At 41.9% G+C, this 25,880-nt stretch carries 22 protein-coding genes, 1 pseudogene and 1 other annotated feature; of the genes and pseudogenes, 19 read left to right on the top strand and 4 right to left on the bottom strand.

What is annotated here, in order from left to right; all coding sequences use genetic code 11:
• Positions 1–24 precede the first annotated feature (24 nt).
• Complete coding sequence (locus B9N86_RS30630) at positions 25–213, bottom strand: hypothetical protein (RefSeq protein ID WP_280174985.1); 189 nt, start codon at positions 211–213, stop codon at positions 25–27.
• A gap of 272 nt (positions 214–485) precedes the next feature.
• Here B9N86_RS30630 and B9N86_RS12130 point away from each other — a divergent pair, with 272 nt between their 5' ends.
• The gene (locus B9N86_RS12130; RefSeq protein ID WP_208919443.1) at positions 486–1,232 is read left to right on the top strand and encodes an ABC transporter ATP-binding protein; all 747 of its coding nucleotides are present in this window, start codon (positions 486–488) and stop codon (positions 1,230–1,232) included.
• Positions 1,229–3,202, top strand: a complete 1,974-nt coding sequence (locus B9N86_RS12135; protein ID WP_208919444.1) for an ABC transporter permease — start codon at positions 1,229–1,231, stop codon at positions 3,200–3,202. The genes B9N86_RS12130 and B9N86_RS12135 overlap by 4 nt, the downstream gene beginning before the upstream one ends.
• Here B9N86_RS12135 and B9N86_RS12140 read toward each other — a convergent pair whose 3' ends face one another.
• Both B9N86_RS12140 and B9N86_RS12145 read right to left on the bottom strand, forming a co-directional pair.
• Entirely contained in the window at positions 3,203–4,195 is a 993-nt protein-coding gene (locus B9N86_RS12140) for a sensor histidine kinase (RefSeq protein WP_208919445.1), read from the bottom strand.
• The gene (locus B9N86_RS12145) at positions 4,192–4,866 is read right to left on the bottom strand and encodes a response regulator transcription factor (RefSeq protein WP_208919446.1); all 675 of its coding nucleotides are present in this window, start codon (positions 4,864–4,866) and stop codon (positions 4,192–4,194) included. Before B9N86_RS12145 ends, B9N86_RS12140 begins: the two co-directional genes overlap by 4 nt.
• A 278-nt stretch (positions 4,867–5,144) precedes the next feature.
• On the opposite strand from B9N86_RS12145, the gene B9N86_RS12150 reads away from it, so the two are divergent.
• From B9N86_RS12150 to B9N86_RS12175, 6 genes are all read left to right on the top strand, one after another.
• Positions 5,145–5,996, top strand: coding sequence for a DUF2785 domain-containing protein (locus tag B9N86_RS12150; RefSeq protein WP_208919447.1), 852 nt, complete (start codon positions 5,145–5,147; stop codon positions 5,994–5,996).
• 153 nt (positions 5,997–6,149) lie between these two features.
• Positions 6,150–6,743, top strand: coding sequence for an RNA polymerase sigma factor (locus B9N86_RS12155; protein WP_208919448.1), 594 nt, complete (start codon positions 6,150–6,152; stop codon positions 6,741–6,743).
• The gene (locus B9N86_RS12160; protein WP_208919449.1) at positions 6,709–7,899 is read left to right on the top strand and encodes a DUF4179 domain-containing protein; all 1,191 of its coding nucleotides are present in this window, start codon (positions 6,709–6,711) and stop codon (positions 7,897–7,899) included. The genes B9N86_RS12155 and B9N86_RS12160 overlap by 35 nt, the downstream gene beginning before the upstream one ends.
• A gap of 35 nt (positions 7,900–7,934) precedes the next feature.
• Positions 7,935–8,822, top strand: coding sequence for a DUF5643 domain-containing protein (locus tag B9N86_RS12165; RefSeq protein WP_208919450.1), 888 nt, complete (start codon positions 7,935–7,937; stop codon positions 8,820–8,822).
• 165 nt (positions 8,823–8,987) lie between these two features.
• Complete coding sequence (locus B9N86_RS12170; protein ID WP_208919451.1) at positions 8,988–9,569, top strand: RNA polymerase sigma factor; 582 nt, start codon at positions 8,988–8,990, stop codon at positions 9,567–9,569.
• Positions 9,544–10,740, top strand: a complete 1,197-nt coding sequence (locus B9N86_RS12175; RefSeq protein WP_208919452.1) for a DUF4179 domain-containing protein — start codon at positions 9,544–9,546, stop codon at positions 10,738–10,740. Before B9N86_RS12170 ends, B9N86_RS12175 begins: the two co-directional genes overlap by 26 nt.
• A gap of 121 nt (positions 10,741–10,861) precedes the next feature.
• On the opposite strand, the gene B9N86_RS12180 is transcribed toward B9N86_RS12175, so the two are convergent.
• Complete coding sequence (locus tag B9N86_RS12180; protein ID WP_208919453.1) at positions 10,862–11,413, bottom strand: NADPH-dependent FMN reductase; 552 nt, start codon at positions 11,411–11,413, stop codon at positions 10,862–10,864.
• 203 nt (positions 11,414–11,616) lie between these two features.
• On the opposite strand from B9N86_RS12180, the gene B9N86_RS12185 reads away from it, so the two are divergent.
• From B9N86_RS12185 to B9N86_RS12230, 11 genes and pseudogenes are all read left to right on the top strand, one after another.
• Entirely contained in the window at positions 11,617–12,789 is a 1,173-nt protein-coding gene (locus B9N86_RS12185; RefSeq protein WP_208919454.1) for a GNAT family N-acetyltransferase, read from the top strand.
• A 445-nt stretch (positions 12,790–13,234) separates the two neighbouring features.
• Positions 13,235–14,419: an alanyl-tRNA editing protein gene (locus tag B9N86_RS12190; protein ID WP_208919455.1), complete on the top strand. Its 1,185-nt coding sequence runs from the start codon at positions 13,235–13,237 to the stop codon at positions 14,417–14,419.
• A 249-nt stretch (positions 14,420–14,668) separates the two neighbouring features.
• Complete coding sequence (locus B9N86_RS12195; protein WP_208919456.1) at positions 14,669–15,673, top strand: ABC transporter substrate-binding protein; 1,005 nt, start codon at positions 14,669–14,671, stop codon at positions 15,671–15,673.
• 22 nt (positions 15,674–15,695) lie between these two features.
• On the top strand, positions 15,696–17,294 hold the full coding sequence (locus B9N86_RS12200; protein ID WP_208919457.1) for an AraC family transcriptional regulator: 1,599 nt from the start codon (positions 15,696–15,698) through the stop codon (positions 17,292–17,294).
• Between the two features lie 85 nt (positions 17,295–17,379).
• Positions 17,380–17,755: pseudogene (locus B9N86_RS30770) on the top strand (DUF6886 family protein).
• Positions 17,756–17,982: 227 nt separating this feature from the next.
• A complete protein-coding gene (locus B9N86_RS12205; RefSeq protein WP_208919458.1) occupies positions 17,983–19,170 on the top strand; it encodes a multidrug effflux MFS transporter in 1,188 nt (395 codons plus the stop codon).
• A gap of 265 nt (positions 19,171–19,435) precedes the next feature.
• Positions 19,436–20,506: an undecaprenyldiphospho-muramoylpentapeptide beta-N-acetylglucosaminyltransferase gene (locus B9N86_RS12210; RefSeq protein ID WP_208919459.1), complete on the top strand. Its 1,071-nt coding sequence runs from the start codon at positions 19,436–19,438 to the stop codon at positions 20,504–20,506.
• Between the two features lie 98 nt (positions 20,507–20,604).
• Positions 20,605–20,859, top strand: a binding site (T-box leader).
• A 72-nt stretch (positions 20,860–20,931) separates the two neighbouring features.
• Positions 20,932–22,611 carry a glutamine--tRNA ligase/YqeY domain fusion protein gene (locus B9N86_RS12215; RefSeq protein ID WP_208919460.1) on the top strand — a complete coding sequence of 560 codons (1,680 nt, stop codon included), beginning with the start codon at positions 20,932–20,934 and terminating at the stop codon, positions 22,609–22,611.
• Positions 22,612–22,866: 255 nt separating this feature from the next.
• Complete coding sequence (locus tag B9N86_RS12220) at positions 22,867–23,760, top strand: NUDIX hydrolase (protein ID WP_208920280.1); 894 nt, start codon at positions 22,867–22,869, stop codon at positions 23,758–23,760.
• A complete protein-coding gene (locus B9N86_RS12225; protein WP_208919461.1) occupies positions 23,757–24,311 on the top strand; it encodes a riboflavin biosynthesis intermediates N-glycosidase in 555 nt (184 codons plus the stop codon). Before B9N86_RS12220 ends, B9N86_RS12225 begins: the two co-directional genes overlap by 4 nt.
• Before the next feature lie 242 nt (positions 24,312–24,553).
• Positions 24,554–25,744 carry an MFS transporter gene (locus tag B9N86_RS12230; RefSeq protein ID WP_208919462.1) on the top strand — a complete coding sequence of 397 codons (1,191 nt, stop codon included), beginning with the start codon at positions 24,554–24,556 and terminating at the stop codon, positions 25,742–25,744.
• Positions 25,745–25,880 lie beyond the last annotated feature (136 nt).

Below are 25,880 nucleotides of genomic sequence, written 5' to 3' on the forward strand. Positions count from 1 at the left end.
TTAAAAAAACAAACGCTATCCGGGTTATATACTCAAGATTGCGGGCGCTCCCTCATGCAACAGCGGACTTGAAGTCCAGTTAATCGGAACTTTGCCCCGATTCGGATCATCCCACATTACGCGCATGCGATGCTGATTGTACTGAAAATTATCACCCTCGGTAAACGTGTAGCTAACATAAATTTTAATTTCTAGCGCAGGTCGCTGAGGCATTTTCACGGGCGCATAATTAGGCTTCGTCCTGGAAAAGACGGTCAGATTACTGAACCAATCTGCAGCAAGTACATAATCCCTGTTAGTCCTCTTTCGATCAAACGTTATTAAATCCTTAGGTAATCCTTCTTATTAATGAGTTTTAACAAAACTAATAAGAAAATGTTCGAATCTTCACTCAACATGACAAAAATGTCACTTTAGATGTTGTTATATCTATGGTTGGCGGGCAAATTAGTCAGTATAGTATGGTGGTGAAGGAGGGCGAAACAATGGCTAAAATTATACAAACAAAGAACTTATCGAAATCTTACGGAAAAACACAAGTCTTAAAAAATATTGATTTGACAATTGAACAAGGGGAATTCACTGCGATTATGGGGCCATCCGGCTCCGGGAAAACGACCTTATTGAATACCCTCGGGGCGATTGACGCCTTTAACGGAGGGGATGTTTGGATCGAGGGAAAATCGCTGTTAGATTTAAAGAAGAAAGCCATACGAGAATTCCGCCAAAAACGAATGGGATTTCTTTTTCAGGATTATAACTTGCTGGATACATTAACGGTGAAAGAAAATATTCTGCTACCGCTTTCGCTGCAAAAAACACCTGTCACGGAAATGGAGCAGCGATTAGCGAAATTGATTGAAGCGTTAAATATTGAATCGATCTTGCATCAATATCCGTCTGAAATTTCAGGCGGCCAGAAGCAGCGCACGGCTGCAGCGCGGGCGATCATTACGAATCCGGCGATTGTGTTTGCCGATGAGCCGACGGGTGCGCTTGATTCCCGGTCCGCCACCCAGCTACTAGAACAAATTCAATTGCTCAATCAAACATTTAAAACCACGGTTCTGATGATTACCCACGATCCGTATGCAGCGAGCTATTGCCAGCGCGTCATTTTTCTCCGTGACGGAAAAATCGTCAATGAAATGTTCAAAGGCGAACAATCGGAAAAAGAATTCTTTGACCGAATCTTGACCATTCAAAGTGCTATTGGGGGCGACCGACAATGAGTTTGCTCGATTTATCATGGCGGAACATTAAACGTGATTTTCGTCTGTATTCGATCTATTTCATTTCCATGCTCATCGGGGTAATTATTCACTTTACGTTTTCATCCCTAATGTTCAACGACGATATTTTAGCGGCTATTAAAAATAAAAATAATTTTCAAATTGGCGTGTCCATCACATCAGTTGTCGTATTCCTGTTCATTATTTTCTTCATCCTTTATGCGAACTCGTTTTTTATGAAACAGCGTAAAAAGGAATTTGGAATGTATTTGCTTTACGGAATGAGCGAACGGCAAATTACCTTGATGGTTTTCCTCGAGACCTGTTTTCTCAGCGCGATTTCACTCGTCAGCGGGATTTTGATCGGCGGGTTGCTGTCCAAGTTCTTCGGTATGCTGCTCATGAATCTGATGCAATACGATGAGGTGATTTCATTTGCCTTCCCGATCGAGGCCGTGGGATCGATCATTCTTTTATTCGTAGTACTAATTGGCATTATTAGTATCCAAAGCTACCTAAGCGTGCGTAGGGTCCAATTGGTGGAATTATTTCATGCAAAAGCAAAAATGGACAAGCCGCTTAAGTTTTCCGCGTGGCTTGCGTTATGTTCCATCCTGTTGTTAGCAACAGCCTTCTTTCTCATTACCCAGAAGGGAGATTCGGTTTTCTGGAAAGATTACACCATGGCTAGCATGATTGCCGTAACAGTCGGAATAATTGGGGGGACATATTTATTTTTTCGTCAATTTTTCGGCTGGATACTGGAAAAGATTAGCCGCGGGAAAAAATATTATGAAGGCAACAAGATGTTATGGATTTCCTCGCTGCGTTTTTCGATTCGTGGAAATACCTTGAATCTTACCTTAATTTCATTATTCAGCGCGTTAATCATTTTCTTAGTCGGGTTCATTTCGATTAACTATACCGTACAATTTTACTCGGCGGGGAGAGAATTTCCGAACCACATTGCGTTTGCGTCGCAGGATGAACACACGCAAAAGCAAATTGAACAACTGATTGAGGAAGATCATCCGATTACTGGGCATGAAAGGATCGAGGGACTATCTGCAATACCGGTTACAGACAGGGGAATCGCTTATGGCGCAGGTACAGATAATTTTATGGAAGAATTCCTTCTGTTCTCCGAGTCGCAATTTAATGACATCGTCAGCATGCGCGGTGATGATGGGCAGGTAAATTTGCAGGAACAAGAAGCGGTTGTCCTTTCAGTTCCAGGAGCCAAACCAATAAAGTTTACGGAAAGCAACCAGCCCAAATTTACAGTAAACCTTAAGGAAGAAACGACATTCAATCTTGTTGAAATAAAAGACTATACATTGCTTAGTAAGGCTACGGACTCAAGCGGCGACGTAGGTTTGAATCCTTCTGTCCTGATCATTTCCGATGAAGCGTTCGAAAGACTAAAGCAAGGGGAAGCCCTTGCCTCGTTCGACATCTATCAAATCGAAGATGCCAGAAATTCTAATGCTTTATCGCATAGAGTTCATGATCTTGTTTCAAAAACGCCGGGAACGTACTACGCTGCGTTTGTCGATCTCTATTCGATTGATATTGAAACTTCATCCTTGCTGCTATTTTCGACTGCCTTCCTTGCAGTTATCGCATTATTTGCCTTAGGAAGCATCATCTATTTCAAACAATTGCGAGAAGCGACGGAAGAACAAAGGCAATATTCGATTTTACGAAAAATCGGAGTCGATGACAAGGAGATGAAAAGGGTCATTCGCAAACAGCTGCTGTTTGTGTTCTTGCCTCCGATTCTCCTCGGTATGCTGCACAGTTGGTTTCTTTTAGTTTATCCAAGCATGGAGGAAGTAAAAGATTTCCCGCAAATCACATCGATTATTTCAGCTGTCCTGATCCTGTATTTTGCCATCTATACTCTGTTTTATTTATCTTCTACGAGTGTTTATTATAAAATTGTTACAGCAAAAAACGCAATGAGCTAGTCATTGCGTTTTTTGCTGTAACAATAAATACGGATCGTCATCCTTCGGAAAATGAATGATAAATTGGGTATATACAGAGGCCTCTGACGTACAGGTAATATAATGGCCGAGCTTGTTCGATAATTGCTGCGCCAAATACAAACCCATTCCGGTCGACTTCGTATACGTTCGCCCCGTTTCTCCGGTAAACCCGCGATTAAAAATTCGCGGAAGGTCTTTTTGGCTGATGCCGATCCCGTTGTCCCGAATCAAGAGCTGTTTTTCTTGCGGGGTTTCAAATGCTGAAATGGTAATCTCCCCGCCATGCTCCGTATATTTTAAACTGTTCGTCAATAACTGATTGACGATAAACTGCAGCCATTTAGGATCGCTTTGAACCGCGAGTGTTTCTGCCTGTATGTCCATGCGGATTTTTTTTGAAAAAAAGGTTTTCGAATGAGCCTTAACGATCTCTTTTGAAATCCGGATCATGTCACAATTTTGAATATCGTAATCCTGGTTAAAGCTATCGAGCTTGGCGTAATAGAGCGCTTGATCGACGTAATTTTCAATCTTCGTGATCTCTTCCCTTAAACTATCCGCGTCCATATCGGTTTGCTGCAGTAAGCGAAGAACCGCAATCGGCGTTTTGATCTCATGGAACCAGGAAACGATAAAATCATAATGCTCGTTCTGCCTGTCCCGGTTCCGATTCATTTCACGGATATGCTGCTTCTTCAGCTCATCGACATGTGCTTTAGCGAATTCTCCTTCTAGCGATAAACTGTCATAATCCTCACTTTTCATTTGTCGGATCACACGTACATTTTGCTGGTAGCGAAATAATAAAAATCCGAGTAACACCATCGAAGACAGGGCAAAGGCATAGAAGAATGTCCCCCATGCCCAGGCCCCATTGCTATCGGTAAAAAATACCGCGGCCGAGATCAGGAAAACGGCTAGATATAGATAAATATAAGGCTTTTCATAGGTTAGATAGCGCAGGAAGGTCATTCGATCAAATACCCCATTCCTTTTCGGGTGACAATGAACTCCTCCAGTCCAAGCGCAGCGATTTTCCTGCGCAGCCGGTTCACGTTCACGGTCAGTGTGTTATCATCGACGAACTGTTCTTCATTCCATAGTGCCTGCATTAAGTCCTCGCGCGAAATAATTTTCCCGATGTTCCGCATCATCAATTGTAAAAGGATGAATTCATTCCGGCTTAACTCCGTGCTTTGCCCTTTATGTTCAATTGATGAATTGGTTACATTTAATTTCAAGCCCTGATGGATGAATCTGATATTCTCATCTTCCTGGTAGGTATATTTCCGGCGGATGAGGGCACTGATTTTTGTGACAAGGATATCTAAATCAAATGGCTTCTGGATAAAATCATCCCCACCCATATTAATCGCCATAATGATATCCATATTCTGATTTCTGGATGAAAGGAACATAATCGGTACCTTGGAAACCGAGCGTATTTGTTGGCACCAGTAGTATCCATCAAAAACCGGAAGATTGATATCTAATAGAACGAGGTGTGGATCTGTCTGCTCAAATTCCGTTAGCACCTGATCAAATTGGGTCACTTCCACCACATCATACTGCCACTTTTTCAATGTATCTGCGACAATCCGTCTAATTTTTTCATCGTCTTCAATTAACATTATTCTATACATGAAATCCCTCATCATTGTAAAAATGGTTACTACATTTATTTTAGCACAATCTTTGGGGGGATTCTCATGCTAGGACTGACCGTTATTCCGACAATAACAGGCAAGTTGTAATAACATGCTCGTCCATCCTGACGGAAGTGTTGTTATTATTGATTGGATGGGTTACGTTATTTTTATTACCGAGTTATACTTAATCGTTCTGATATAGTAATATATGGAATATAGTTCAGATGGCTGAACTATAATTTTGGATTTTTAAATATAAAGGTGGTAAAAGAATGAACAAGTCAAGGGCAGAATTTATGCTGGACCTGCAAAGAATCGAGAATGAAAGCTACCAGCTTCGTGAAGGCGAGCAGTTGCAGGATTATGTAACTCTGATGCTGGAATATATCGGCGACCCTGATCCGGAATTGCGGGACAATCTTATCTATCCGACATTCTATGAATGGATTAATGAAGAGAACAGGTTTACGGAAGAGCAATTGCGTAACCTCCTGACTGTCCTGACCGACATGCAGCATTTGTTCTATCATATTGGCAACGAGGGTGATCAGACTGTATTTACAAGAACATTCTCAGTCCTCCCCATAGCTTTAATTGTAGGGCGTCACAGGCAGAAGCCTTTTCTAAACTTTAACGATTTTCAAAACCTAAAGCATTCATTGCTTCGCTATTATAAGGAGGAAAAGGATCTGCGAGGCTATCTACCCGAAGGAGGATGGGCTCACAGCGCGGCCCATGGTGCGGACGCTTTGGTGGAACTGGTACAGTGCCCCGAGTGCGATTCAGAGTTACTTCTTGATGTTCTTGCCGCTATCCAAGGGATGTTACATAATGGTATACATATTTTTAGTGACGAGGAAGATGAGCGGATCTCGAGTATCGTGGATATTATGATCGACAAAGACCTGCTTCCTCAGCAGGAGATTACTGACTGGATAAACGACTTGGCACAATGTAGTGTGTGGCCTAGAAGCCGTATTCAGGTGATCGCCCGGGTGAACAGCAAGAACTTTCTGCGAAGCCTCTATTTCAGGAGAGGACAGGGTAGCCGGGGGAATAGTCTTAACGCTACCATACTTAACGCCGAAGCTAAATTGAACAGATTTTCGATAAGTACGAATTAACGATCAAGAGAATGATTTGGAGGAACCCGCTAATGGCGGGTTTTTTCCGTTAGAGATGAGCAGATCTACTCTATTCCACCACATGAATTAAATAGTGTCACAAAATCACAGTTCGAGATTGTTATATAGGTAAAGAAGAGAGGAGGTGAGCTTTTGCAGCCAACCATCCCCGGGGCAATAGATGAAAAAAGAAATGCAATTGAAGAAGCTGTAGAACAGGTCAAAGCAGGAGACAAACAGGCATTCAGAGAGATTATTATCCAATTTGAACGGCAAATGTATACTTACTGCTACTATATTCTGAAAAATCATGCGGAGACAGAAGATGCTGTACAGGAAATCTTTATCCGTGCTTACGAAAATATTCATCAGTATAGCAGACAAGTATCCTTCTCTGCCTGGCTATATAAGATGGCCTATCATCATTTGATTAATATGAAGAAAAAGCAGAGCCGTTGGCTCAAGTTGGTCGAACATTATAAAGAGCAGCAGCCTGTGCTGCAAATTTCTGAACATGAGACAGTTGTTAGTGAACTCTTGACTTATCTTACAGCGGAAGAGCGTCATATTTTACTTCTAAAGGCGGTAGAACAATATACCTTTGATGAAATAAGTCAAATCATGGGTATCAAGTCCGCTACATTACGGAAGAGATATGAACGATTGCGTCGAAAACTGATGGATCGCACAAGCCAGAAAGGAGAGGTGATACATGGGAAATTTGCAGAAACAAACGGAATTCGCTGAATTGGATGCCATTGAACAAATGATTCGTGAATCATCATTACCAAAAAACAGTATGAGTTATCAAATTATGAACAAGCTTGAGGATAGTCCATTGTCAAGAACATCTTCTAGACGAAAGCCTAATTTAATTAAAAGAACCGTGTTGGTGGCATCTGCCGCAGCAGTACTCGGTGCAGGTGTGATTGGCACAGGATTTGTATCGCCGGTAATGGCGGATGCTTTGAAGAAGATTCCAATGTTTGGAACACTCTTTGAAGGAACCAGTGAAAAATCTGTGCAAGCTGCCATTCAACAAGGAATCGTATCTGAACCTAATCAGAGTGTTACTTATGATGGAATCACGTTGACGGTAGCTAATTTGCTATATGATGGAACCCGCTTGTCCTTCATTTTGGATCGTGAAGGGGTAGATTTGCCGAATACGTCTTCTCCATATATTGATGAAGATTCCAAGATCATTGGAAATCCTGATAACGAGTATATCAAATCCAGAAAGATTCCTGAAAAAGATCAGAAGAAAGGATATATTAAGATGCCAACCATTCTTGCGAATGGACAAAAAGTGGATTTCAGCGAAGGTAGTTTTGGGGATTATCCAAAGAAGGGAAATGCTTATATCGTTGAATTGACCAAGGATCTGAAATTGCCTGACCAATTCGAGCTAACGATACAGGCGAATGTCACAGGGGTAAACAGAACCTTTGAGTTCAAAATTCCAGTAAATATAGATAATAAAGCGCTCGTTCTGAAGCCGGAGGCCTCCAAATCTGACGGACAATTCAGTTATACCGTCAAGCAGCTGGACCTTTCACCAGTATCTACACGTCTCGTTCTGGATAGTAAGGGTCAGGTTCCAAACTCTCCAGAGCAAAAGGGCGATTACAGCGCCAGCATGGTATATTATGAGATTGTGGATGACCAAGGAAATGTCCTGAATCCAAGTCGATTTGAGTATTTCAACAGCAAACCAAAAACAGAATATCACATTGATCAACTGTTCAGTCCGTTTAATGAAACACCTAAAACCATTACGATCAAGCCGTTTACCCTTACTGTGAACACCAAGGATTGGAGTGTTGTCGGCCAAGGGAAGAACAGTCTAGGTGATAAAACATATCTGAAGGATCTGGAATTGACCATTCCAGTTAAACAATAATCAAGAAAAGTGATGATACGTCAGCTTTATCATCATTGATCTCTACTAAATCAAAGTACATTAGAAATAAAATCGCTTTAACTGCATTGATAGTAGCATTGGGAATGACTGTCATAGGCAGTGGATTTCCTACTTACGTTAGTGCCGACACTTCCAAACAGGCGGCTGCTGCCAGTTACACCACCGCAGCGATGAAGGGGATTAAACATAGCGGCGTGACGTTTAGCTTACCCAAAGTGATGTATGACGGAAATCGTCTAGACATTACTGTTCGACAAGAGGGGGGGACGATGGATCCGTTGAATTTCCCAGTATTGTCTGTTGACGGGAAAGAGATGAAGTTTTCTACCAGTATAACTACTAGTGAGGGAAGCAACACAGCTTTGATCTCCTACTCCATAAATGGAAAACAGCAGCTCTCGGATAATTTCAATATGACTTTGAAGTTGTACGCCAAAAACGTTACGGAGCCGTTTATCTTTAACGTCCCGGTGAAAAAGCTTGATAGTCTGGTAACATTGCAGCCGGGTACCACTAAAAAAAGTGGGGATTTTAGCTATACCGTGGACTATTTCGAGATGACACCGTTAATGATGAAGCTTAAGGTGAACAGCCAAGGCAAAGTTCCGGCAGTAGCCAAATCGAAGGGGCTCTCGAGCAAGATGTTTTATGACATTGTAGATGAAAAAGGAAATATAAAAGAGGTAACCGTTAGCGATATCGACGTAAAGTCAAAGCCTGGATCAAACAGTAAAGAAGACCTGAGCTATGCTTCCTCGTTCAAAGCAGTGCCGAAAACAATCACGATTAAGCCGTTTACATATACCATAGACACTAAAGGTGAAATTATGAAAGACAGTAGTGGCAGAAAGTGGGCCAAGACGTATTACAAGAACCTGGAAATGAAGATTACAATGAGGTAACAATCGATCGATGAGGGGAATTCACGCTGATGCCAGCGCGGATTCCTTTTTTATTCGGGAAGAAAGCAATATTTCACTCATTTTTATTCCCCCTAATAATAAGATGGTGTCACAAAATCGGTGTTCGAGATTGTTATATAGGTAAAGAAGAGAGGAGGTGCGCTCTTGCAGTCACCCATCCCCGGGGAAGTGGAAGGAAGAAATGCAATTGAAGCGGTTATAGAACAGATCAAAGCAGGAGACAAACAGGCATACAGAGAGATCATTATCCAGTCTGAACGGCAAATGTATACTTACTGCTACTATATTCTGAAAAATCATGCGGAGACACAAGATGCTGTACGGGAAATCTTTATTCGCGCCTATGAAAACATTCATCAGTATAGTAGACAAGTTTCCTTCTCTGTATGGCTGTATAAAATTGCCTACCATCATTTGATCCATATGAAGAAAAAACAGAGCCGCCAGCTCAAGTTGTCTGAACATAACAAAGAGAAGCAGCCTGTGCTGCATATCTTCCAACACGAGTCCGTAGTTTATGAGCTTTTGACTTATCTTACAACGGAAGAGCGTCATATTTTACTCCTTAAGTCGGCGGCGCATGTCACCTTTGATGAAATAAGCGAGATCATGGATCTCAATTCCGTCACTGTACGGATAAAGTATGAACGATTGCGCCGAAGGCTGATGGAACTTGTTAGCCAAACAGGAGAGGTAACACATGGGACATTTGCCGAGGCAAACTGATTTCGTTGACATGGGTGCCATTGAACAAATGAGAAGTAAATCGTCATTACCTAAGAACAGTAATAGTATGAGTTACCAAATTATGAATAAGATTGGGGAGAGTCCAATGACAAGAACGACATCCAAAAGAAAGCCTAATTTAATTAAAAGAACCATCATGGTGGCATCCGCCACAGCAGTTCTCGGTGCAGCAGTGATTGGCACAGGATTTATATCGCCAGCAATGGCGGATAGCTTGAAGAAAGTTCCAATGTTTGGCACGCTCTATGAGGGAACTAGTGAAAAATCTGTACAAGCTGCCATTCAACAAGGAATCGTATCTGAGCCTAACTTGAGTGTAACTCATGATGGAATCACGCTGTCGGTAGCTGATTTACTGTATGACGGAGACCGTTTATCCTTCATTTTGGATCGTGAAGGGGTAGATTTGCCGAATACGGCTTCTCCATATATTGATGAAGATTCCAAGATCATTGGAAATCCTGATAGCGAATATATCAAATCCAGGATGGTTCCTGAAAAGGATCAGAAGAAAGGATATATTAAGACGCCAACCATTCTTGCGAATGGACAAAAAGTGGATTTCAGCGAAGGTAGTTTTGGGGATTATCCAATGAAGGATAATGCTTATAGCGTAGAATTGTCAAAGGGCCTGAAATTGCCCGACAAGTTCGAGCTAACGATCCAGGCGAATGTCACGGGTGTAAAAGAAGCTTTTGAGTTCAAAATTCCAGTGAGTATAGATAATAAGGCGCTCGTTCTAAAGCCAAAAGATGCTACCAAATCTGACGGGCAATTCAGTTATACCGTTAAAGAAATGAAGGTTTCACCAGTTTCTACACGCCTCGTACTGGATAGTAAGGGCAAAGTTCCTACATCTCCAGAGCAAAAGGGCGATTACAGCGCCAGCATGGTATATTATGAGATTGTGGATGACCAAGGAAATGTCCTGAATCCAAGTCGATTTGAGTATTTCAACAGCAAACCAAAAACAGAATATCACATTGATCAACTGTTCAGTCCGTTTAATGAAACGCCTAAAACCATTACGATCAAGCCGTTTACCTTGACTGTAAACCAGAAGGATTGGAGTGTAGTTGGTCAAGGAAAGAACAGCGTTGGTGATAAGACATATCTGAAAGATCTGGAGCTGACCATTCCAGTTAAATAATAACTAGCAATAAAGTAAAAGAGAGACCGGCATAAGTTGCCGGTCTCTCTTTTGAATAATAGAATATAATTACAATTTCCTATAATACGGATCGAAAGGTTTTACCTAAATATTGATGATATTAGCGCAAAGTTTTCAGTGCACCGCTCCAAGCGAGTACTTGGTCAAGCATACCATTAACATTTACGAGATGCAGATCAGCCGGCTTGAAAACAGCTTCAGGTGCAAATGCATTATCAAAATCAGTGAATATGGAGAGGGCTGGATGTACACGAACATCGGCTACGGACAATTCTCCTAAAATTCCACGCAAATGCTCTGCGGCCCGTGCACCACCTACTGAACCATAGCTTACAATACCTGCAGCTTTATTGTTCCATCCTTCACGAGCATAATCCAGAGCATTTTTTAATGATGCTGTAATACTGTGGTTATACTCTTGTACGATAAACACAAAGCCATCCAGACTTGAAAGTTTGGTATTCCAGGCAGTTGCTTGTTCTGTAGCATCGGCTTCTCCCAAAAGTGGAAGTTTGAAATCTGCGATATCTACGATTTCATAATTAGCATCCCCACGTTGATCCGCGACACTTTTTACCCATTCTCCAACTTGTGGACTTAAACGACCTTGACGCGTGCTTCCCAAAATGATCCCGATATTTAATTTTGACATTGTTTTTCCCTCCTGCTTCTTTTCATATTAATTTATGTTCTGTTTTTGATTTCCTTGTATGAGCTAATAATAATCTTCGTGAGTATACATTGTCAAGTAACTTACAAAAAGTTCGTTATACAAATATATATATGACAGAGGAATTATGATAGAGTATTCCTATAACAGGGGTTTACAAAAACAATTTTTAAAGAGGTGGAAATATGGAACTTAGGCAGCTAAGGCAGAATGAATTTGAAGCAAGCGTGAAATTATCTGAATATGCCTTTCAATATACACTGACTTCAGATGAAAAAGAGTCCAGAAAAAAACATTTCAAGCCCGAACAATTCTGGGGGATCTTTGATGGAGAAGAGCTGCAAGCGAAACTGACATTACTCCCTTTTCAAATCTATCTGCAAGGAAGGGTTGTAGATATGGGCGGTATTGCAGGGGTAGCTACTTGGCCGGAAAATCGTAGAAAGGGTCATGTATCCACTCTCCTGAAGCATGCACTACAAGAGATGAAGAGCAAGGGACAGACTATTTCCTTTTTACATCCTTTTTCAATTCCGTTTTACCGTAAGTTCGGTTGGGAGCTTTACACCGAGTATAAAAAATATACGATTCCCGTACAAAAATTCCCGCTGAAAGTGGAGGTGCCAGGCCGTATTGTCAGAGACGTAATGGACATTTCCATTCTCGATTCGATGTATCAATCATTTGTAAGTCGATATAACGGAACCCTTGTGCGCGATGAAGCTTGGTGGAAACAGTCTGTGCTTGAGGATGATGGACATAGTGCTGTTTATTTTTCAGCAGATGGTGAACCGCAAGGTTATGTTTTATATGAGTTAAACGATAAATCGATCGAGTGTGATGAATTCATTTATTTGAATGAAGAAGCACGAAGTGCGCTATGGACCTTTTTCGCAAACCATGATTCTCGTATTGAACAAGTGAAGATGATGATGGTGCCAGGTGATGATCAGCTGCCATACATGCTGCCCGATCCTCGTGTAACGCAGGAAATAGTCCCTTATTTCATGGCACGTATTGTAGATTTGAAATCCTTTTTAGAACAATACTCATTCGAGGCGAATAGAGAGGCTGAACTAATGATTTCAGTGAAGGATTCAGTCGCTCCTTGGAATAATGGCTTGTGGAAGGTGTCAGTTAACGAGGAGGGAAGGGCAGATATCATTCAACTGCCTTCACATGATGAAGCTCAAACTGATCTGTCTACAGATATTCAGACCCTTTCAGCACTCTTTATGGGTTATAAGCGCCCTCGAGAGTTACACCAGATGAATCGTCTAAACGGTAATCCATTGAAAGTAGCGCAGCTCGAGTCCATGATCCCTGTGGGGCAAACTTTCCTTATGGATCATTTCTAAATGAAAGCGTGGATTCCCGGCACCTTATTCTCCAAAGATAGTCAAAGCTAAATCATCACTTACAAGTAGGACGAAGAGGGAGCTAAGCTCCTTCTTTTTGTTATTACCAAAATTGGAGTGGAATTCCGAATGAGGCGGAAATCAACCGTACGGTTGAGGCAGTGAGAATAAAATCGAGTGAAAAAAACAATATATGAAAAATTCACAAAAGAAAGAGAACTAAGGTTATCTCCTCTTTGATCATTCACACGAAAACAATATAATACGTTACTTAATTACTTATCTGTATAAAAAGGTGTTACCTGTCACCCTCACACTCGGCATACATAGAGGCTCAAATGACTAGACTTTTAAGAGTGAAAGAGGAGATCACGTCTCTTTTTTGACTGTATAATCAAACAACTATATATTTAAATAATGTTCGAGATTAGAGAGGAAAATAGTCATGACTAAAAAGCTATATTACGATTCTGCTTATCTGGCCCAATGGGAAACAAGCATTTTAGAAACGGTAGAGAAAGATGACGGCTATTATGTAATTCTGGAAGAGACGGCTTTTTATCCGCATGGGGGTGGACAACCTTGTGATATAGGGTATATCCAGGGAATTCCTGTGCTAGATGTCTTCAGTGAAGGGGAGCAGATATTACATAAGATTGAACGTTTTCCCGAAGAAAGCACAGTAAGCTGCTCCATTGATTGGAATCGAAGATTTGATCATATGCAGCATCATAGCGGACAGCATTTGCTCTCGGCGGTTTGCCTGAACTTGTGCCAAGCAAGGACCTTAAGTTTTCATTTGGGAACCGATTATTGCACGGTTGACGTAGAAACATCTGAGCTGAGCACAAGTCAACTTGAATCCATTGAGCGTGAAGTCAACCGGCAAATCTATCGGAACCATAGCATTATAAGTTATTTCGTTACCGGGGAAGAGGCCAATCAACTGGATCTTGTAAAACAGCCAAAGGTGACGGAGAATATTCGGATTGTAGAAATCAAGGAAGTAGAGTACAACGCTTGCGGAGGAACACATGTCTCTTCAACAGGCGAAATTGGAATAATTAAGCTGCTTAAGGCAGAGAAACAAAAGGGAAACATTCGGATTTATTTTATATGCGGATACCGAGCCTTAGAGGAGTTTAACGATAGCCAGCGGATATTGGGTGCCTTGTCTGCTAAGTTCAATACCGGCAAAGATGAAATCTTAGACCGGTTTGAGAAATGGGAGAAGGAGCAAAAACAGCTCCAAGTCGAACTAACCATTCTTAAAGAAAAAAATGACGAATATGTTGCACAAGAATTGTTATCTAGCCATGGAGGCACTCTGATCGCACATATATTTGAAGACAAAACGCTTAAAGATCTACAAAGCTTGGCGGCCAAAATCACCTCGCAAAGTGATGTACCAGTACTATTGGCTACTGCTGCTGAGAATAAAGTTGTTCTATCTCAGAATAGCAATTCTGGGCGTTCCTGTGGTGCATTCTTCAAAGCACATCTTGGGAGTTACAATGGAAAAGGCGGGGGCAGCAATATTCTGGCACAAGCAGGCTTCCCAACTTGGGAAAATGCTGATGCTTTTTATGAATTCACAGCGCATGCTCTCAAAAACCAAATTATCGATTAAACAAAGGCATCATTTTCTCTCGGATAGGGACACAATTCTTATCATAGAAAAGACAATCGCGATGAATGCGATTGTCTTTTTTTGATAGGAGCACTCAAGTTTGTATAAGAATCACTTTGAAAATGTGCATTGTTCGAACCAAACGAGTGCTATATAATAGACCTGTATCAGTGAGAATGATTATCATTATTGTTGGATAGATCGTATTCACTATTCGTACATATACAACATTCATGGGAGGGAACATTTATGGCAAGATCACGTCAAATAATGACTGTCTTCATAGCAGTGACGCTGATTCTGATGATCGGATTGACTGGTTGCGGAGCACCAAAGGATACAGCGGATACAGCGCAATCTCAACAGGTTACGGAAAATAAGGACAAACCGTCAGAAGAGCAAGGAGATGCGTCCAATTCAACACGAATTGTGAGGGATGAATTTGGTGAGGTGAAGGTCCCCACAGATCCTCAGCGTATTGCTGGGGTTTATTTGGAAGACTACCTGGTAGCATTGGGTATAACACCTATTGTGCAATGGTACCATCCGACTTGGGGAATCCAGGAATATTTGAAATTGGATGTGCCTCAATTTGATATTAGTGGGAACATCGAAGCGATGCTGGAGGCAAGTCCGGATTTGATCTTTGTGGACGGTGCAGCGGATGCGGCTAAATACGAAACGTATTCCAAGGTAGCGCCGACATACAGAGTAACGGAATCGGTGGTTCAAGATCCAAGAGAAATCCTTAAAACCATAGCTAATGTATTGGGTATGTCTGATAAGGCAAATCAGGTCCTTCGTGATTATGACCAAAAGGTCTCCAACGCGAAAGCCAAATTAAAAGCAACGATCGGAGATGAGACAGTCGCAGTCATGAGGTTGAACATTGGCGACAAATCGATTGCGCTGTTTGGCATCAATAATCGATTTGTAGGCAATATTCTCTATAAAGAATTGGAACTGAAACCGAATGCGTCAGTGAGAGACATGGAAGAATTCCAAGCTATTCTATCTGAAGAGATGATTCCGAAATTTGATGCTGATCATATTATCCTATTACCGTCGAACGGTTCGTGGACTTCGGAAGAGAATAAGGAAGCGATGAAAATATTAGACAGCCCGTTATGGAAGTTGATGCCAGCTGTCAAGAAAGGCAATGTCTATATGGCTGATCGATCACACTGGCAGACAGGCGCAATTACGGCCAATATGTTGAAATTGGATGATCTATTAAAGTGGTTCGTCAAGTAAGCAGGAAGAAAAGAGGATAGGCATGGTTCGACCAACTTGGTTCTATGTTCTAACGGATATTCAATATAACGTTAAAACGTCGGATTGGCACCAGGAAGATAGCTTTATTCGGAATTATACGATGTTGGTTATGACAAGCGGGGACGGGAGAATTGTCATAAACGGCACAGGAATTTGCTTGAAGCGAGGATCTTGCATGATTGTCACGCCCGATATGACAACGTGTATGATAGCTGGAGAGGAAGGACTAGGCTTCTATCGACTAATTTTTGAGGTGTCTCTTCTGAACACTTCAGAGTTTCCAGAAGATCTACCATTAAGATTAACACATCATATTCCGTGTAGTGGCGAGGTGGTGTGCCAACCTTTTTCAGAATGCATCGATTACTTGGAAGCAATCTATCAGAATCGAAATTCCCAAGATGAAATGGAATTATTTCGTAACCATGTCAGATTTCAAGAGTTGCTAAGATTCATATTTGAACAAAACCTTTTCATCCATAAGGAAATGAGCATACGCCAGGCTGTGTCTAATTCTATCGAGCATATCAAACAGAATTATCGGAGTACGTGGACGGTAGATCAGATGGCAGAGGTGGCACAAGTCTCCCGCTGGCACTATACGCGCATGTTTAAAGAGATTACAGGTCAAATTCCACTAGAATATCTAAATCGTATTCGGATTGATCGGGCGAAGCATTTACTGAAGACGACCGATGACCGACTCATGGATATCGCCCAGCATGTTGGGTTTAGTAATGAATACTATTTTAGTCGGAGATTTAAGCAAACATTCGGAATTTCTCCGGGACAATACCGTCGTCATTTACGAGATGGATCTCGCGTGTTCGCTCCGTTTCTTGAAGATTTTCTGGTGGCCTTAGGCGTAACACCTGTTATGCAATGCTACCATGTAGGATGGGGGAAACAAGAGTATCTTGGTCTGCAGAATGTACCTATATTCGATATCGCTAGAAACCCGATCGATACATTACTTGACCACAAACCGGATCATATCTTATTAGACGGGGGAATGGATCGTTGGATGCCTTTTGATCAGATCACCGAGTTGGTGCCAACCTATAACTTGACACATCCCGGTGAGGATTGGCGTGCTACTTTGCGTACGGTGGCTGATCTACTAGGGAGGACGAGTCTAGTTCAGGATATTATTGAGCAATATGAATATAAAGCGAATGAAGCTCGAAGCTTGCTTCACCGCTCTGTTCGTAAGCAGACTGTTGCGTGTCTTCGAATATCTGCTCTTGGCGTGAGCCTGTATGCAGGATCAGAACGTGGCTATACAGGACCAGTCCTATACAGCGATTTAGGGCTGACGCCTCATCCCCTCGTTCGGAAATTAACGAATTATCATCGCAGAGTAGAGCTTACGCAAGAATGGCTCGAACGGTTGGATGCCGATCATCTGTTCATTATGTTTGATAAGCGGCATTCGATGTTGGAAGGTGAGGAACGCCGACTGTTGAATACCCCTTCTTGGCAGGCTCTTCCGGCAGTGAGGAACCGTTGTGTGTATGAGGTTGATTTTATGACTTGGATGAATTATGGCATTCTGTCTCATGGACTTAAAATTGATGATGTCCTAAAGGTTCTGGTATAGTGTGCTAAAGTTGCGAATCCATAAGCTCAAGAGCTCGATCCAATTGGGTCGGGTTCTTTGTGTGCTTTTCTAATGAGGCGCTTTAATGCTATTTCATTTTAGTGAGGATGATAGTATCAAAATATTTAAACCCAAAGAAAAACAGAATCGACCTGGCTTTCCAGCTGCGGTTTGGGCTATAGATGAGGAGCATGAATTTACATATTATTTTCTGAGGGATTGTCCGAGGTTTCAACCACGACAACTTTGAACTTTTTGATAAGACAGCTGGTTATTATATCTCACATTCGGAAGTTGAACCTATAAAAGTAGACGAAGTAACCAACTTAATTGAACGACTAATCAATAAGGGAATAGAGTTAAGATTCACAACAAACTTGTATCCACTTCGAGAAGCCATATTAGCATCAGACTTTAAGGAATTTGGAATACATAGATTTAATAACGCAAAAAAGTTATAGCTACTTAGAAAATAAGGATAGGCACGCCCCGCCAAAAAGTAGACTTTAGATTAAGATCCAATGGTCAATATCCCCAAAACTTGCTATAATGCTTGATAGAACTCCCCCCTATAAAGAATAAAAGGTGAAAAAAATGCTCTCATTTACTAGATTGATCAAATGCAAACCCCCTATCCCGTGATTTCTTCATAGCTAACTGAGATTTTTGAATTATAGGGGGATTAGCTGTGGAAAGAAAAATCTCAACACCATCATTGTTACTATTAATTATCCTTGTGGGTTTCCCACAAATTAGCGAAACGATATATACACCATCATTACCGGATATAGCTAGTAATCTAAATGCAAGTAGCAACATGATCCAACTGACACTCAGTATTTACTTCCTAGGCTTCGCCGTTGGCGTTTTTTGCTGGGGTAGGCTTTCGGATTCTATTGGGCGGCGTCCCGCATTGCTTTGGGGAATTTTAGTTTATGGAATAGGAAGTTTGGGGTGCTTCCTGTCTGGCTCCGCCGAATGGTTATTAATAAGCCGATTGGTTCAGGCTTTTGGTGCAAGTACTGGTTCTGTCGTTACACAAACGATTCTGCGCGAGAGTATCGATGGAGCCAAGCGTCATGCTGTGTTTGCTCAAATTTCTGCAGCTCTTGCTTTTACGCCGGCAATTGGGCCACTCATTGGAGGATGGGTAGATCAATGGCTTGGTTTCAGAGCTGTTTTCTTCACTCTTATTGTGATGAGCGTTGCTATTTTTACGTATACGTTCGTTTCTCTGCCTGAAACAAGAGTGCCCACAACCTCAAGAATTAACACACTTTCTGTGGCAAAGCGGCTGGTTTCAGACCGAAGAGTATGGGGATTTGGTTTTCTCATCGGGGCAACCAATGGTATATTGTTTAGTTATTATGCAGAAGCCCCATTTATTTTTATTGAATTTTTTGACATGAGCCCTGGTGTATTTGGATTTTTTGGTATTTTTGTGGCATTGTCATCCATACTAGGGGCGATGCTTTCGAAGAAAATGCTAACCAGATATCCAGCGGAAAAAATTATCCTTTTCGGCTCTATGGTTACGACAGTGGGCGCCGTATGTCTCACGGGTCTTGCCCTTTATGGAATTAGTCCTTCCATCATATTTTTGGCTATTATGGTAGCTTGTATCTTTACCCTGCTGTTGGGGATTGGTATGGCCATTCCAAATTGTCTGAGTTTAGCACTTGTTCATTATAGTGATGTACTTGGTACAGCGGGTGCCATTTTTGGATTGGGTTACTACGTTGTTGTCAGCCTTATTACGAGTGGCATGAGTTATCTTCACAATGGATCATTAGCAACGATGCCTTTGTATTTTCTCGTACTGGCGATCATCATGGTATTTGTAAGCAGGAAGATTGTTCGACATAAAACAAGGTAACCTACTATCATGAAAAAGATTATAGGTTATAAATGTAAGTAGACTTTTCGATAACAATCACATAAGCATCGAGAAGCCGATTTTCTGTTTATAGAAAATCGGCTTCTTTTTATAATATTTAATGGTCAAACACTCTAAACATCACGAAAATTAATACCATGTTGTGGTAATATGGGTGTCAAGGGATACAACATACTTTAATGCTGTACTACATCGAATGTACATCGAGTATATTTTAACCAATACAAACATTTCGGGTGAATAGATGAAAAAAATAATTTTTACTGGTGGCGGTTCTGCAGGACATGTTACAGTAAACCTCGCGTTAATACCAAAATTTATTGAGGCAGGCTGGTCAACTGGATATATTGGATCTAACAACGGCATAGAAAGGGAATTAGTCACCCCTATTTCAAGCGTTAGCTATTATTCAATCTCAACAGGAAAGTTGAGAAGGTATCTGGATTTCCAAAACATAAAAGATCCATTCAAAGTTGTAAGAGGTGTGTTTCAAGCTTATCAAATCATAAAAAGTCAAAAACCAGACATTGTGTTTTCTAAGGGTGGATTTGTTTCTGTACCTGTTGTCATTGGAGCATGGCTAAACAAAATACCGGTGATCATTCATGAATCGGATCTTACTCCTGGATTAGCCAATAAACTTGCCATTCCATTTGCTAGTGTAATATGTACTACTTTTCCGGAAACAGCAAATTCATTAGGCAAAAATAAATGTCACTATGTAGGTCCGGTACTTCGGGAGAAATTAAAACAGGGAAACGCGGAACGAGGACGAATTTTCACGAGATTTACAAAACGAGGAAAGCCAACCATTTTAATTATGGGGGGGAGTCTTGGGGCGCGGAGGATTAACCAAGTTGTTCGAGATTCCTTATCTAAATTAACAGAACATTTTCAGATCGTTCATTTATGTGGGAAAGGGCAGTTGGATTCCTCACTTACAAATTCAGATTATCGCCAATACGAATACATAAACGAAGAATTACCAGATATATTGGCCATGTGCGATTTTGTTATTTCTCGAGCAGGGTCCAATTCGATCTTTGAATTTTTATACTTTAAGAAACCGATGATACTGATACCACTCACGAAGGAACAGAGTAGAGGTGATCAGCTTCTTAATGCGGCTTCTTTTGAACGAAACGGTTATTGCAAAGTATTGTATGAAGAGCATCTATCCACGGAAACATTACTTGAATATATTGAAGAAATATCTCAAAACAAAGAATTATTCATTCGTAACATGAGCCAGTTTGAGTCTAAAGATGCACTATCAATAGTCTATAATTTAATTATGAATACAGCCAAAAAATGATCAATAAATCACGTTTAGACGAACATACAGTGAGCGTATATAACGGAGAATAGTCGTTTACAGAAAAGGGAATGATTTGTTATCATATATGCAATATTTTAAACGCAACGATGAGAAGAGTAGGGAAAAACGTTCTTGTACAGAGAGCTCCGGCAGCTGAAAAGGAGCAAAGAGCCCTTACCCGAAACAAGCCTCTGAGCAGCATGTCGGAACCGTGAGCGGGGATGGCGTGACGGGAGCTCCCGTTATAGAGCTAGAGTATAAACATTGCCTGCAATGTCGTACTTGATGAGGTTAATATGGCGACATATTAATGAAGCTGGGGTGGTACCGCGAAAAATTTCGTCCCCAAGACATGAAGTCTTGGAGGTGAAGTTTTTTTTATTTGCAATTACCACTTATCCAGTTCATTAGGAGGAGTCGACATGAGTACGGAACAGAAGTATCACGACGAAAATTTTTTATTAAGATTGATTAGCGAAGAACTTGATTCAAGACCATTCGAGCGGGACATGTGCACGCGATTTCCACCTGAGCCTAACGGCTATCTTCATATCGGGAGCGCATACGCCATACACACGAATTATATATTGGCTCAAAGGTATAATGGAACGTTTCATTTACGTTTTGACGACACGAATCCTCTTAAGGAGGATATTAAGTATGTGAACGCGATTATCGAGGATATCCAGTGGCTCGGTTATGATCCAGGAAAGCATATCTATTACGGCTCGGACTACTCGGAAGAAATATATAAGGCCGCAGTTGCCTTGATACAGCATGGAAAGGCCTTCGTCTGTGATTTATCACCGGAAGAAGTAACAGAATATCGGGGGACTTTGACGGAGCCGGGCAGGAATAGCCCATATAGAAACCGATCTGTCGAGGAGAATCTGGAGCTTTTTGAGGATATGAAGAAGGGCCTCTATCCGGCCTCCTCCAAAGTTCTTCGCGCCAAAATCGATATGAGTTCGCCTAATATCAATTTGCGTGATCCTGTTATTTATCGAATTATTTATGCTGAGCATTACAGGACGGGAAAAGACTGGTTCATCTATCCACTGTACGATTTTGCTCATCCTATTCAAGATGCAATTGAAGGAATCACCTATTCCTTATGCTCAATTGAATTCAAAGACCATCGATCATTGTACGAGTGGGTCTTAAAGGAGCTTGCTATCCCTGAGCCCCCGCGACAAAGGGAGTTCGGGCGACTGAACTTAACGGGTGTCGTGACAAGCAAACGGTATTTGAGGCAGTTGGTAGAAGGTGGGGACGTAGACGGCTGGGATGATCCGAGGCTTCCGACGATCCAAGGTTTAAGAAGAAGAGGCTTTACACCGGAAAGCATACGCAGCTTCATTGAGGAAATTGGAAGTATCCGAACCCAAAGCACGGTAGACATCTCGTTGCTTGATCACTGTCTAAGGCAAGATCTAAAGGGAAAAGCACTTAGCGTCATGGCTGTTTTGCACCCTCTTAAGGTCGTGATTACCAATTATCCGGAAAATGAAGTTGAGCTGTTAACGATTGAAAACAACAACGAGAACGAGGATCTGGGGAAAAGAGAGGTTCCTTTTTCCAAAACGATATATATCGAACGGGACGATTTTATTGAGCTGCCACCCAAGGGCTTTCACCGGCTAAGTTTAAATACCGAGGTAAGACTAAAAGGTGCTTATTTCATCAGATGCAATGAAGTGATCAAGGACCCGGATACTGGTGAAATTACGGAGCTTCGTTGTACTTACGACTCGATCACAAAGAGTGGTACTGGATTTACTGGACGTAAGGTGAAGGGAACGATCCATTGGGTCTCAGCGGATCACGCTATAAAAGCAGAGGTTCATCTGTACGAGAAACTACTTTTAGAGCAGAACATTCCAAAGGAGAACAGTGTTGATTGGACGGATGTCATCAATCCAGACTCACATGTTGTTATAAAGGATGCTTTGATGGAATCTCTCGTTGAACATCCTCTCCTAGAGCAAAAATTTCAATTTTTACGTCATGGCTATTTTTGCGTAGATAAGAAGTTCACTACTGATGACCAACTTGTATTTAATCGTATCGTACCGTTGAAAGATACCTGGAAGAAGAGATGAAGCTAAATTATATGGATAGGTTTGGAGTATGCACACTTCAGATATCTATAACAAATAAAGAGAAAGGCGCTACCTTGCGCTTTTTTCTTTTTTTTTGTTTTTCATTGATTCATGCGGACTGCGGACATAGAACGGGGCGATTGACAAAAGCTTACGCTACTCCAGTTGACAAAAGGTACCATAACGTATATCCTGTTAGTAACACTTTGATAATAACATATTGTTAATAACTAACAGCTCGAACAGGTGGTGAAATTGGTGGCAAGAGACCACAATGGGCTTACGGAGGAGCAATTTCTTGCCCAATATGTCGCAGAAGATTATGTCCGTCCGTCAGTTGCGACGGATATGGTCATCTTCACGGTGGCCGATACCGAAGAGATGAACTACCGCAAACTACCGGAAAAGAATATGCAAGTACTGCTTATTCGCCGGGGAGAACACCCCTTTTTGGGACAATGGGCGCTACCGGGCGGTTTTGTTCGCCCCACGGAGACGACGGAACAGGCGGCTCAGAGGGAACTTCGGGAGGAGACGGCAGTAAACAACGTGTATCTGGAGCAGCTCTACACGTTTAGCGAACCGGGGCGCGACCCGCGGACATGGGTAATGAGCTGCGCCTATATGGCATTAATTGATAGTACCAAGGTGAAGATTGAGGCTGGGGACGATGCGAACGATGCCTCCTGGTTCACTGTTTCTTACCGTCTAATAAAGGAACAGAAGGAATTGTTGGAGGACGGTTATATTCAGACAAACCATTACGAACTTAAACTAAGTAACGAGCATGAGACACTAAAGTCCATTGTTGAGCGTAAGAAAAAATCGATAGAATCGGCTTCGGCTGTTGTATACACCATACTCACCAATGATGGACTCGCTTTTGATCATGCAAAAATGATCGGGTACGCTATCGAACGCTTAAGGGGGAAGGTAGAATATACCGATATTGCACTACACCTGATGCCGGAGTTGTTCACACTGACGGAACTTCAGCAGGTATACGAAGTGATTCTGGACAAGGAATTACTGAAAGCGGCCTTTCGCCGCAAATCAGCTCATCTCGTCGAGGAAACAGACCATTATAAAGAAAATGCCGGACATCGCCCATCACGACTGTACCGGAGAAATCGGGAGAGGATAGAATGATATATAATATTGATGACTTACAAAAGGCATACCGAGCGGGAGAAAAACAGAAGTTCCTATACTTCTGGGGACACACGCCCCCAGCTAACGGCAGCGTCAATTCGAGCTGCTTCAGCCAGTGGTGGAAATGCCATTTCATCGTGGAAGGCGAGTCCTACAGCTGCACCGAACAATATATGATGGCGGAAAAGGCGCGGCTGTTCGGTGATGAAAAAATGCTTGAAGCGATTATGAATGCCAAACATCCAAAACAGATGAAGGAATTCGGACGTGCGGTTAGATCCTTCGATAACAACGTTTGGGAAAGAAATTGCTACGATATTGTTAAACGAGGAAACCATGCTAAGTTCGAGCAGAACCCGGAACTTTGGGACTATATGAAAACAACGAAAAACCGAATATTGGTGGAAGCGAGTCCTGTTGATCGGATCTGGGGAATTGGAATGGCGAAAGACAATCCGAACGTAGACAATCCATTGAAATGGCGGGGGAAAAACTTACTTGGATTTGCACTGACCGAGGTGCGCGACCAGTTACTAAGCGATAAGTGAGGTTAGCAACTCGATAAAAGCAATATGCAATAATGCGGATTGAGCAACTGAGTTTTGAAAACTCAGTTGCTTTTTTATTGACTGCACAGGTGAATGCTCACTATTTGAACCAGCATTAGAAAAACTAAATCCGTTTCTCCGTAGGAACAATCCGTTTCATGGTAGCAGAGGTTGCGGATTTCACTTAACATTCAGTAAGTAAAGCGTCATTAGAAGATGCTGCGAAAGGAGAAATATGTTATATGGCTAGAATTCGATTTAGTATATTTTTTAGTGTCTTTGTTGCGATGGTGGGATTGATGATCATTGCACCTGTCATGCCTCCGCTCATTCGAGAATTGGGTTTGAGTGAATCACACTCGGGCTTAATTATTTCTTTAGGTTCCGTTGCGATGGCCTTAATGGCTCCAGTATGGGGACGTCTCAGTGATGTAAAAGGAAGAAAGCCTGTGATTATACTTGGCTTCATAGGAATGTTTGTGAGTTACGTCGCGTTTACAGCGACCATGTATGCTGGACTCAATGGACTCATAAACGGCGGACTTTTAGTCGCATTGCTCATTGCAGCACGTGCTATGGTCGGACTATTTATCCCGGCCGTCCCTTCGTCGGCGCAAGCGTATATGGCGGACGTCACCGATGAAAAAGAACGTTCTGCAGGTATGGCATTCATTGGAGCCGCCAATGGACTTGGCCTTGTGCTTGGGCCGGCGATCGCAGGGGTGTTCGCCCTGATCGGATTGATCTGGCCCCTTTATATTGGAGCTTTGCTGCCGATAATAGCCATTATCGTTGTACTAGTACTAATCCCTGCACACAAACCAATTGTTCAAGAAAAGCCACCAAAGGTGAATCCGTTTCAAAAAGGTGTGGGCCTTTATCTATTTGCAGGTCTCGTAACCATGCTAAGTATTGTTACCCTGCAGGTAATCGGAGGATTCTATTTTCAAGACCAATTATCTTTGACTACACAGGAAACCGCTAGAATGGTCTCATTGGGCTTAATGTTTACAGGGGTAGCGATGATCATCACACAGGGTATTCAAATGAAAAAGCAAAAATGGCAGCCTAAACAGCTTATTATGGTTGGATCACTATTGTTCATCATTAGCATAGCGCTATTTTTGTTAGTCAATCATTTAATAAGCTATTACATCGCATTCTTCTTGTTCGGGGTGGGATCAGGTCTGATGATGCCGGGCTTTATGGCGGGTGCATCGCTAGCAGTTGCCCACGACCAGCAAGGAGGTCTAGCAGGACTTGTGGGTTTTGTTCAAGGTGTATCGGCTGTGATCGCGCCAATTCTAAGCACAAGCCTTTATCAATTGGATAGACATCTTCCTTTTGCAGTCATTGCTGGATTGGTTCTTATTATGGCCATAACGTTATTTACGGTGAACAATAAGCCAGTAGAACGAAGCTCGGCAACATGACCATTGCGATCATTTGGCTCTCTGATTCTCCGCACAAATGATTTAGCGGCATTGATAGTGGAGGGATGCGTCCTTGGAGAAAGGACTTATTTTTTTTAAAATGTATTGATAATGATTATCGATCTCGTTAATATAT

It is taken from the genome of Paenibacillus uliginis N3/975, from assembly GCF_900177425.1.
GTDB lineage: Bacteria > Bacillota > Bacilli > Paenibacillales > Paenibacillaceae > Paenibacillus_AQ > Paenibacillus_AQ uliginis.

Excerpts from the sequence above, each read along its gene's own strand:
- B9N86_RS30630 (WP_280174985.1), bottom strand. The coding sequence starts at position 213 with ATGCCTCAGCGACCTGCGCTAGAAATTAAAATTTATGTTAGCTACACG.
- B9N86_RS12130 (WP_208919443.1), top strand. The coding sequence starts at position 486 with ATGGCTAAAATTATACAAACAAAGAACTTATCGAAATCTTACGGAAAA.
- B9N86_RS12135 (WP_208919444.1), top strand. The coding sequence starts at position 1,229 with ATGAGTTTGCTCGATTTATCATGGCGGAACATTAAACGTGATTTTCGT.
- B9N86_RS12140 (WP_208919445.1), bottom strand. The coding sequence starts at position 4,195 with ATGACCTTCCTGCGCTATCTAACCTATGAAAAGCCTTATATTTATCTA.
- B9N86_RS12145 (WP_208919446.1), bottom strand. The coding sequence starts at position 4,866 with ATGTATAGAATAATGTTAATTGAAGACGATGAAAAAATTAGACGGATT.
- B9N86_RS12150 (WP_208919447.1), top strand. The coding sequence starts at position 5,145 with ATGAACAAGTCAAGGGCAGAATTTATGCTGGACCTGCAAAGAATCGAG.
- B9N86_RS12160 (WP_208919449.1), top strand. The coding sequence starts at position 6,709 with ATGGGAAATTTGCAGAAACAAACGGAATTCGCTGAATTGGATGCCATT.
- B9N86_RS12175 (WP_208919452.1), top strand. The coding sequence starts at position 9,544 with ATGGGACATTTGCCGAGGCAAACTGATTTCGTTGACATGGGTGCCATT.
- B9N86_RS12180 (WP_208919453.1), bottom strand. The coding sequence starts at position 11,413 with ATGTCAAAATTAAATATCGGGATCATTTTGGGAAGCACGCGTCAAGGT.
- B9N86_RS12185 (WP_208919454.1), top strand. The coding sequence starts at position 11,617 with ATGGAACTTAGGCAGCTAAGGCAGAATGAATTTGAAGCAAGCGTGAAA.
- B9N86_RS12190 (WP_208919455.1), top strand. The coding sequence starts at position 13,235 with ATGACTAAAAAGCTATATTACGATTCTGCTTATCTGGCCCAATGGGAA.
- B9N86_RS12195 (WP_208919456.1), top strand. The coding sequence starts at position 14,669 with ATGGCAAGATCACGTCAAATAATGACTGTCTTCATAGCAGTGACGCTG.
- B9N86_RS12200 (WP_208919457.1), top strand. The coding sequence starts at position 15,696 with ATGGTTCGACCAACTTGGTTCTATGTTCTAACGGATATTCAATATAAC.
- B9N86_RS12210 (WP_208919459.1), top strand. The coding sequence starts at position 19,436 with ATGAAAAAAATAATTTTTACTGGTGGCGGTTCTGCAGGACATGTTACA.
- B9N86_RS12215 (WP_208919460.1), top strand. The coding sequence starts at position 20,932 with ATGAGTACGGAACAGAAGTATCACGACGAAAATTTTTTATTAAGATTG.
- B9N86_RS12225 (WP_208919461.1), top strand. The coding sequence starts at position 23,757 with ATGATATATAATATTGATGACTTACAAAAGGCATACCGAGCGGGAGAA.
- B9N86_RS12230 (WP_208919462.1), top strand. The coding sequence starts at position 24,554 with ATGGCTAGAATTCGATTTAGTATATTTTTTAGTGTCTTTGTTGCGATG.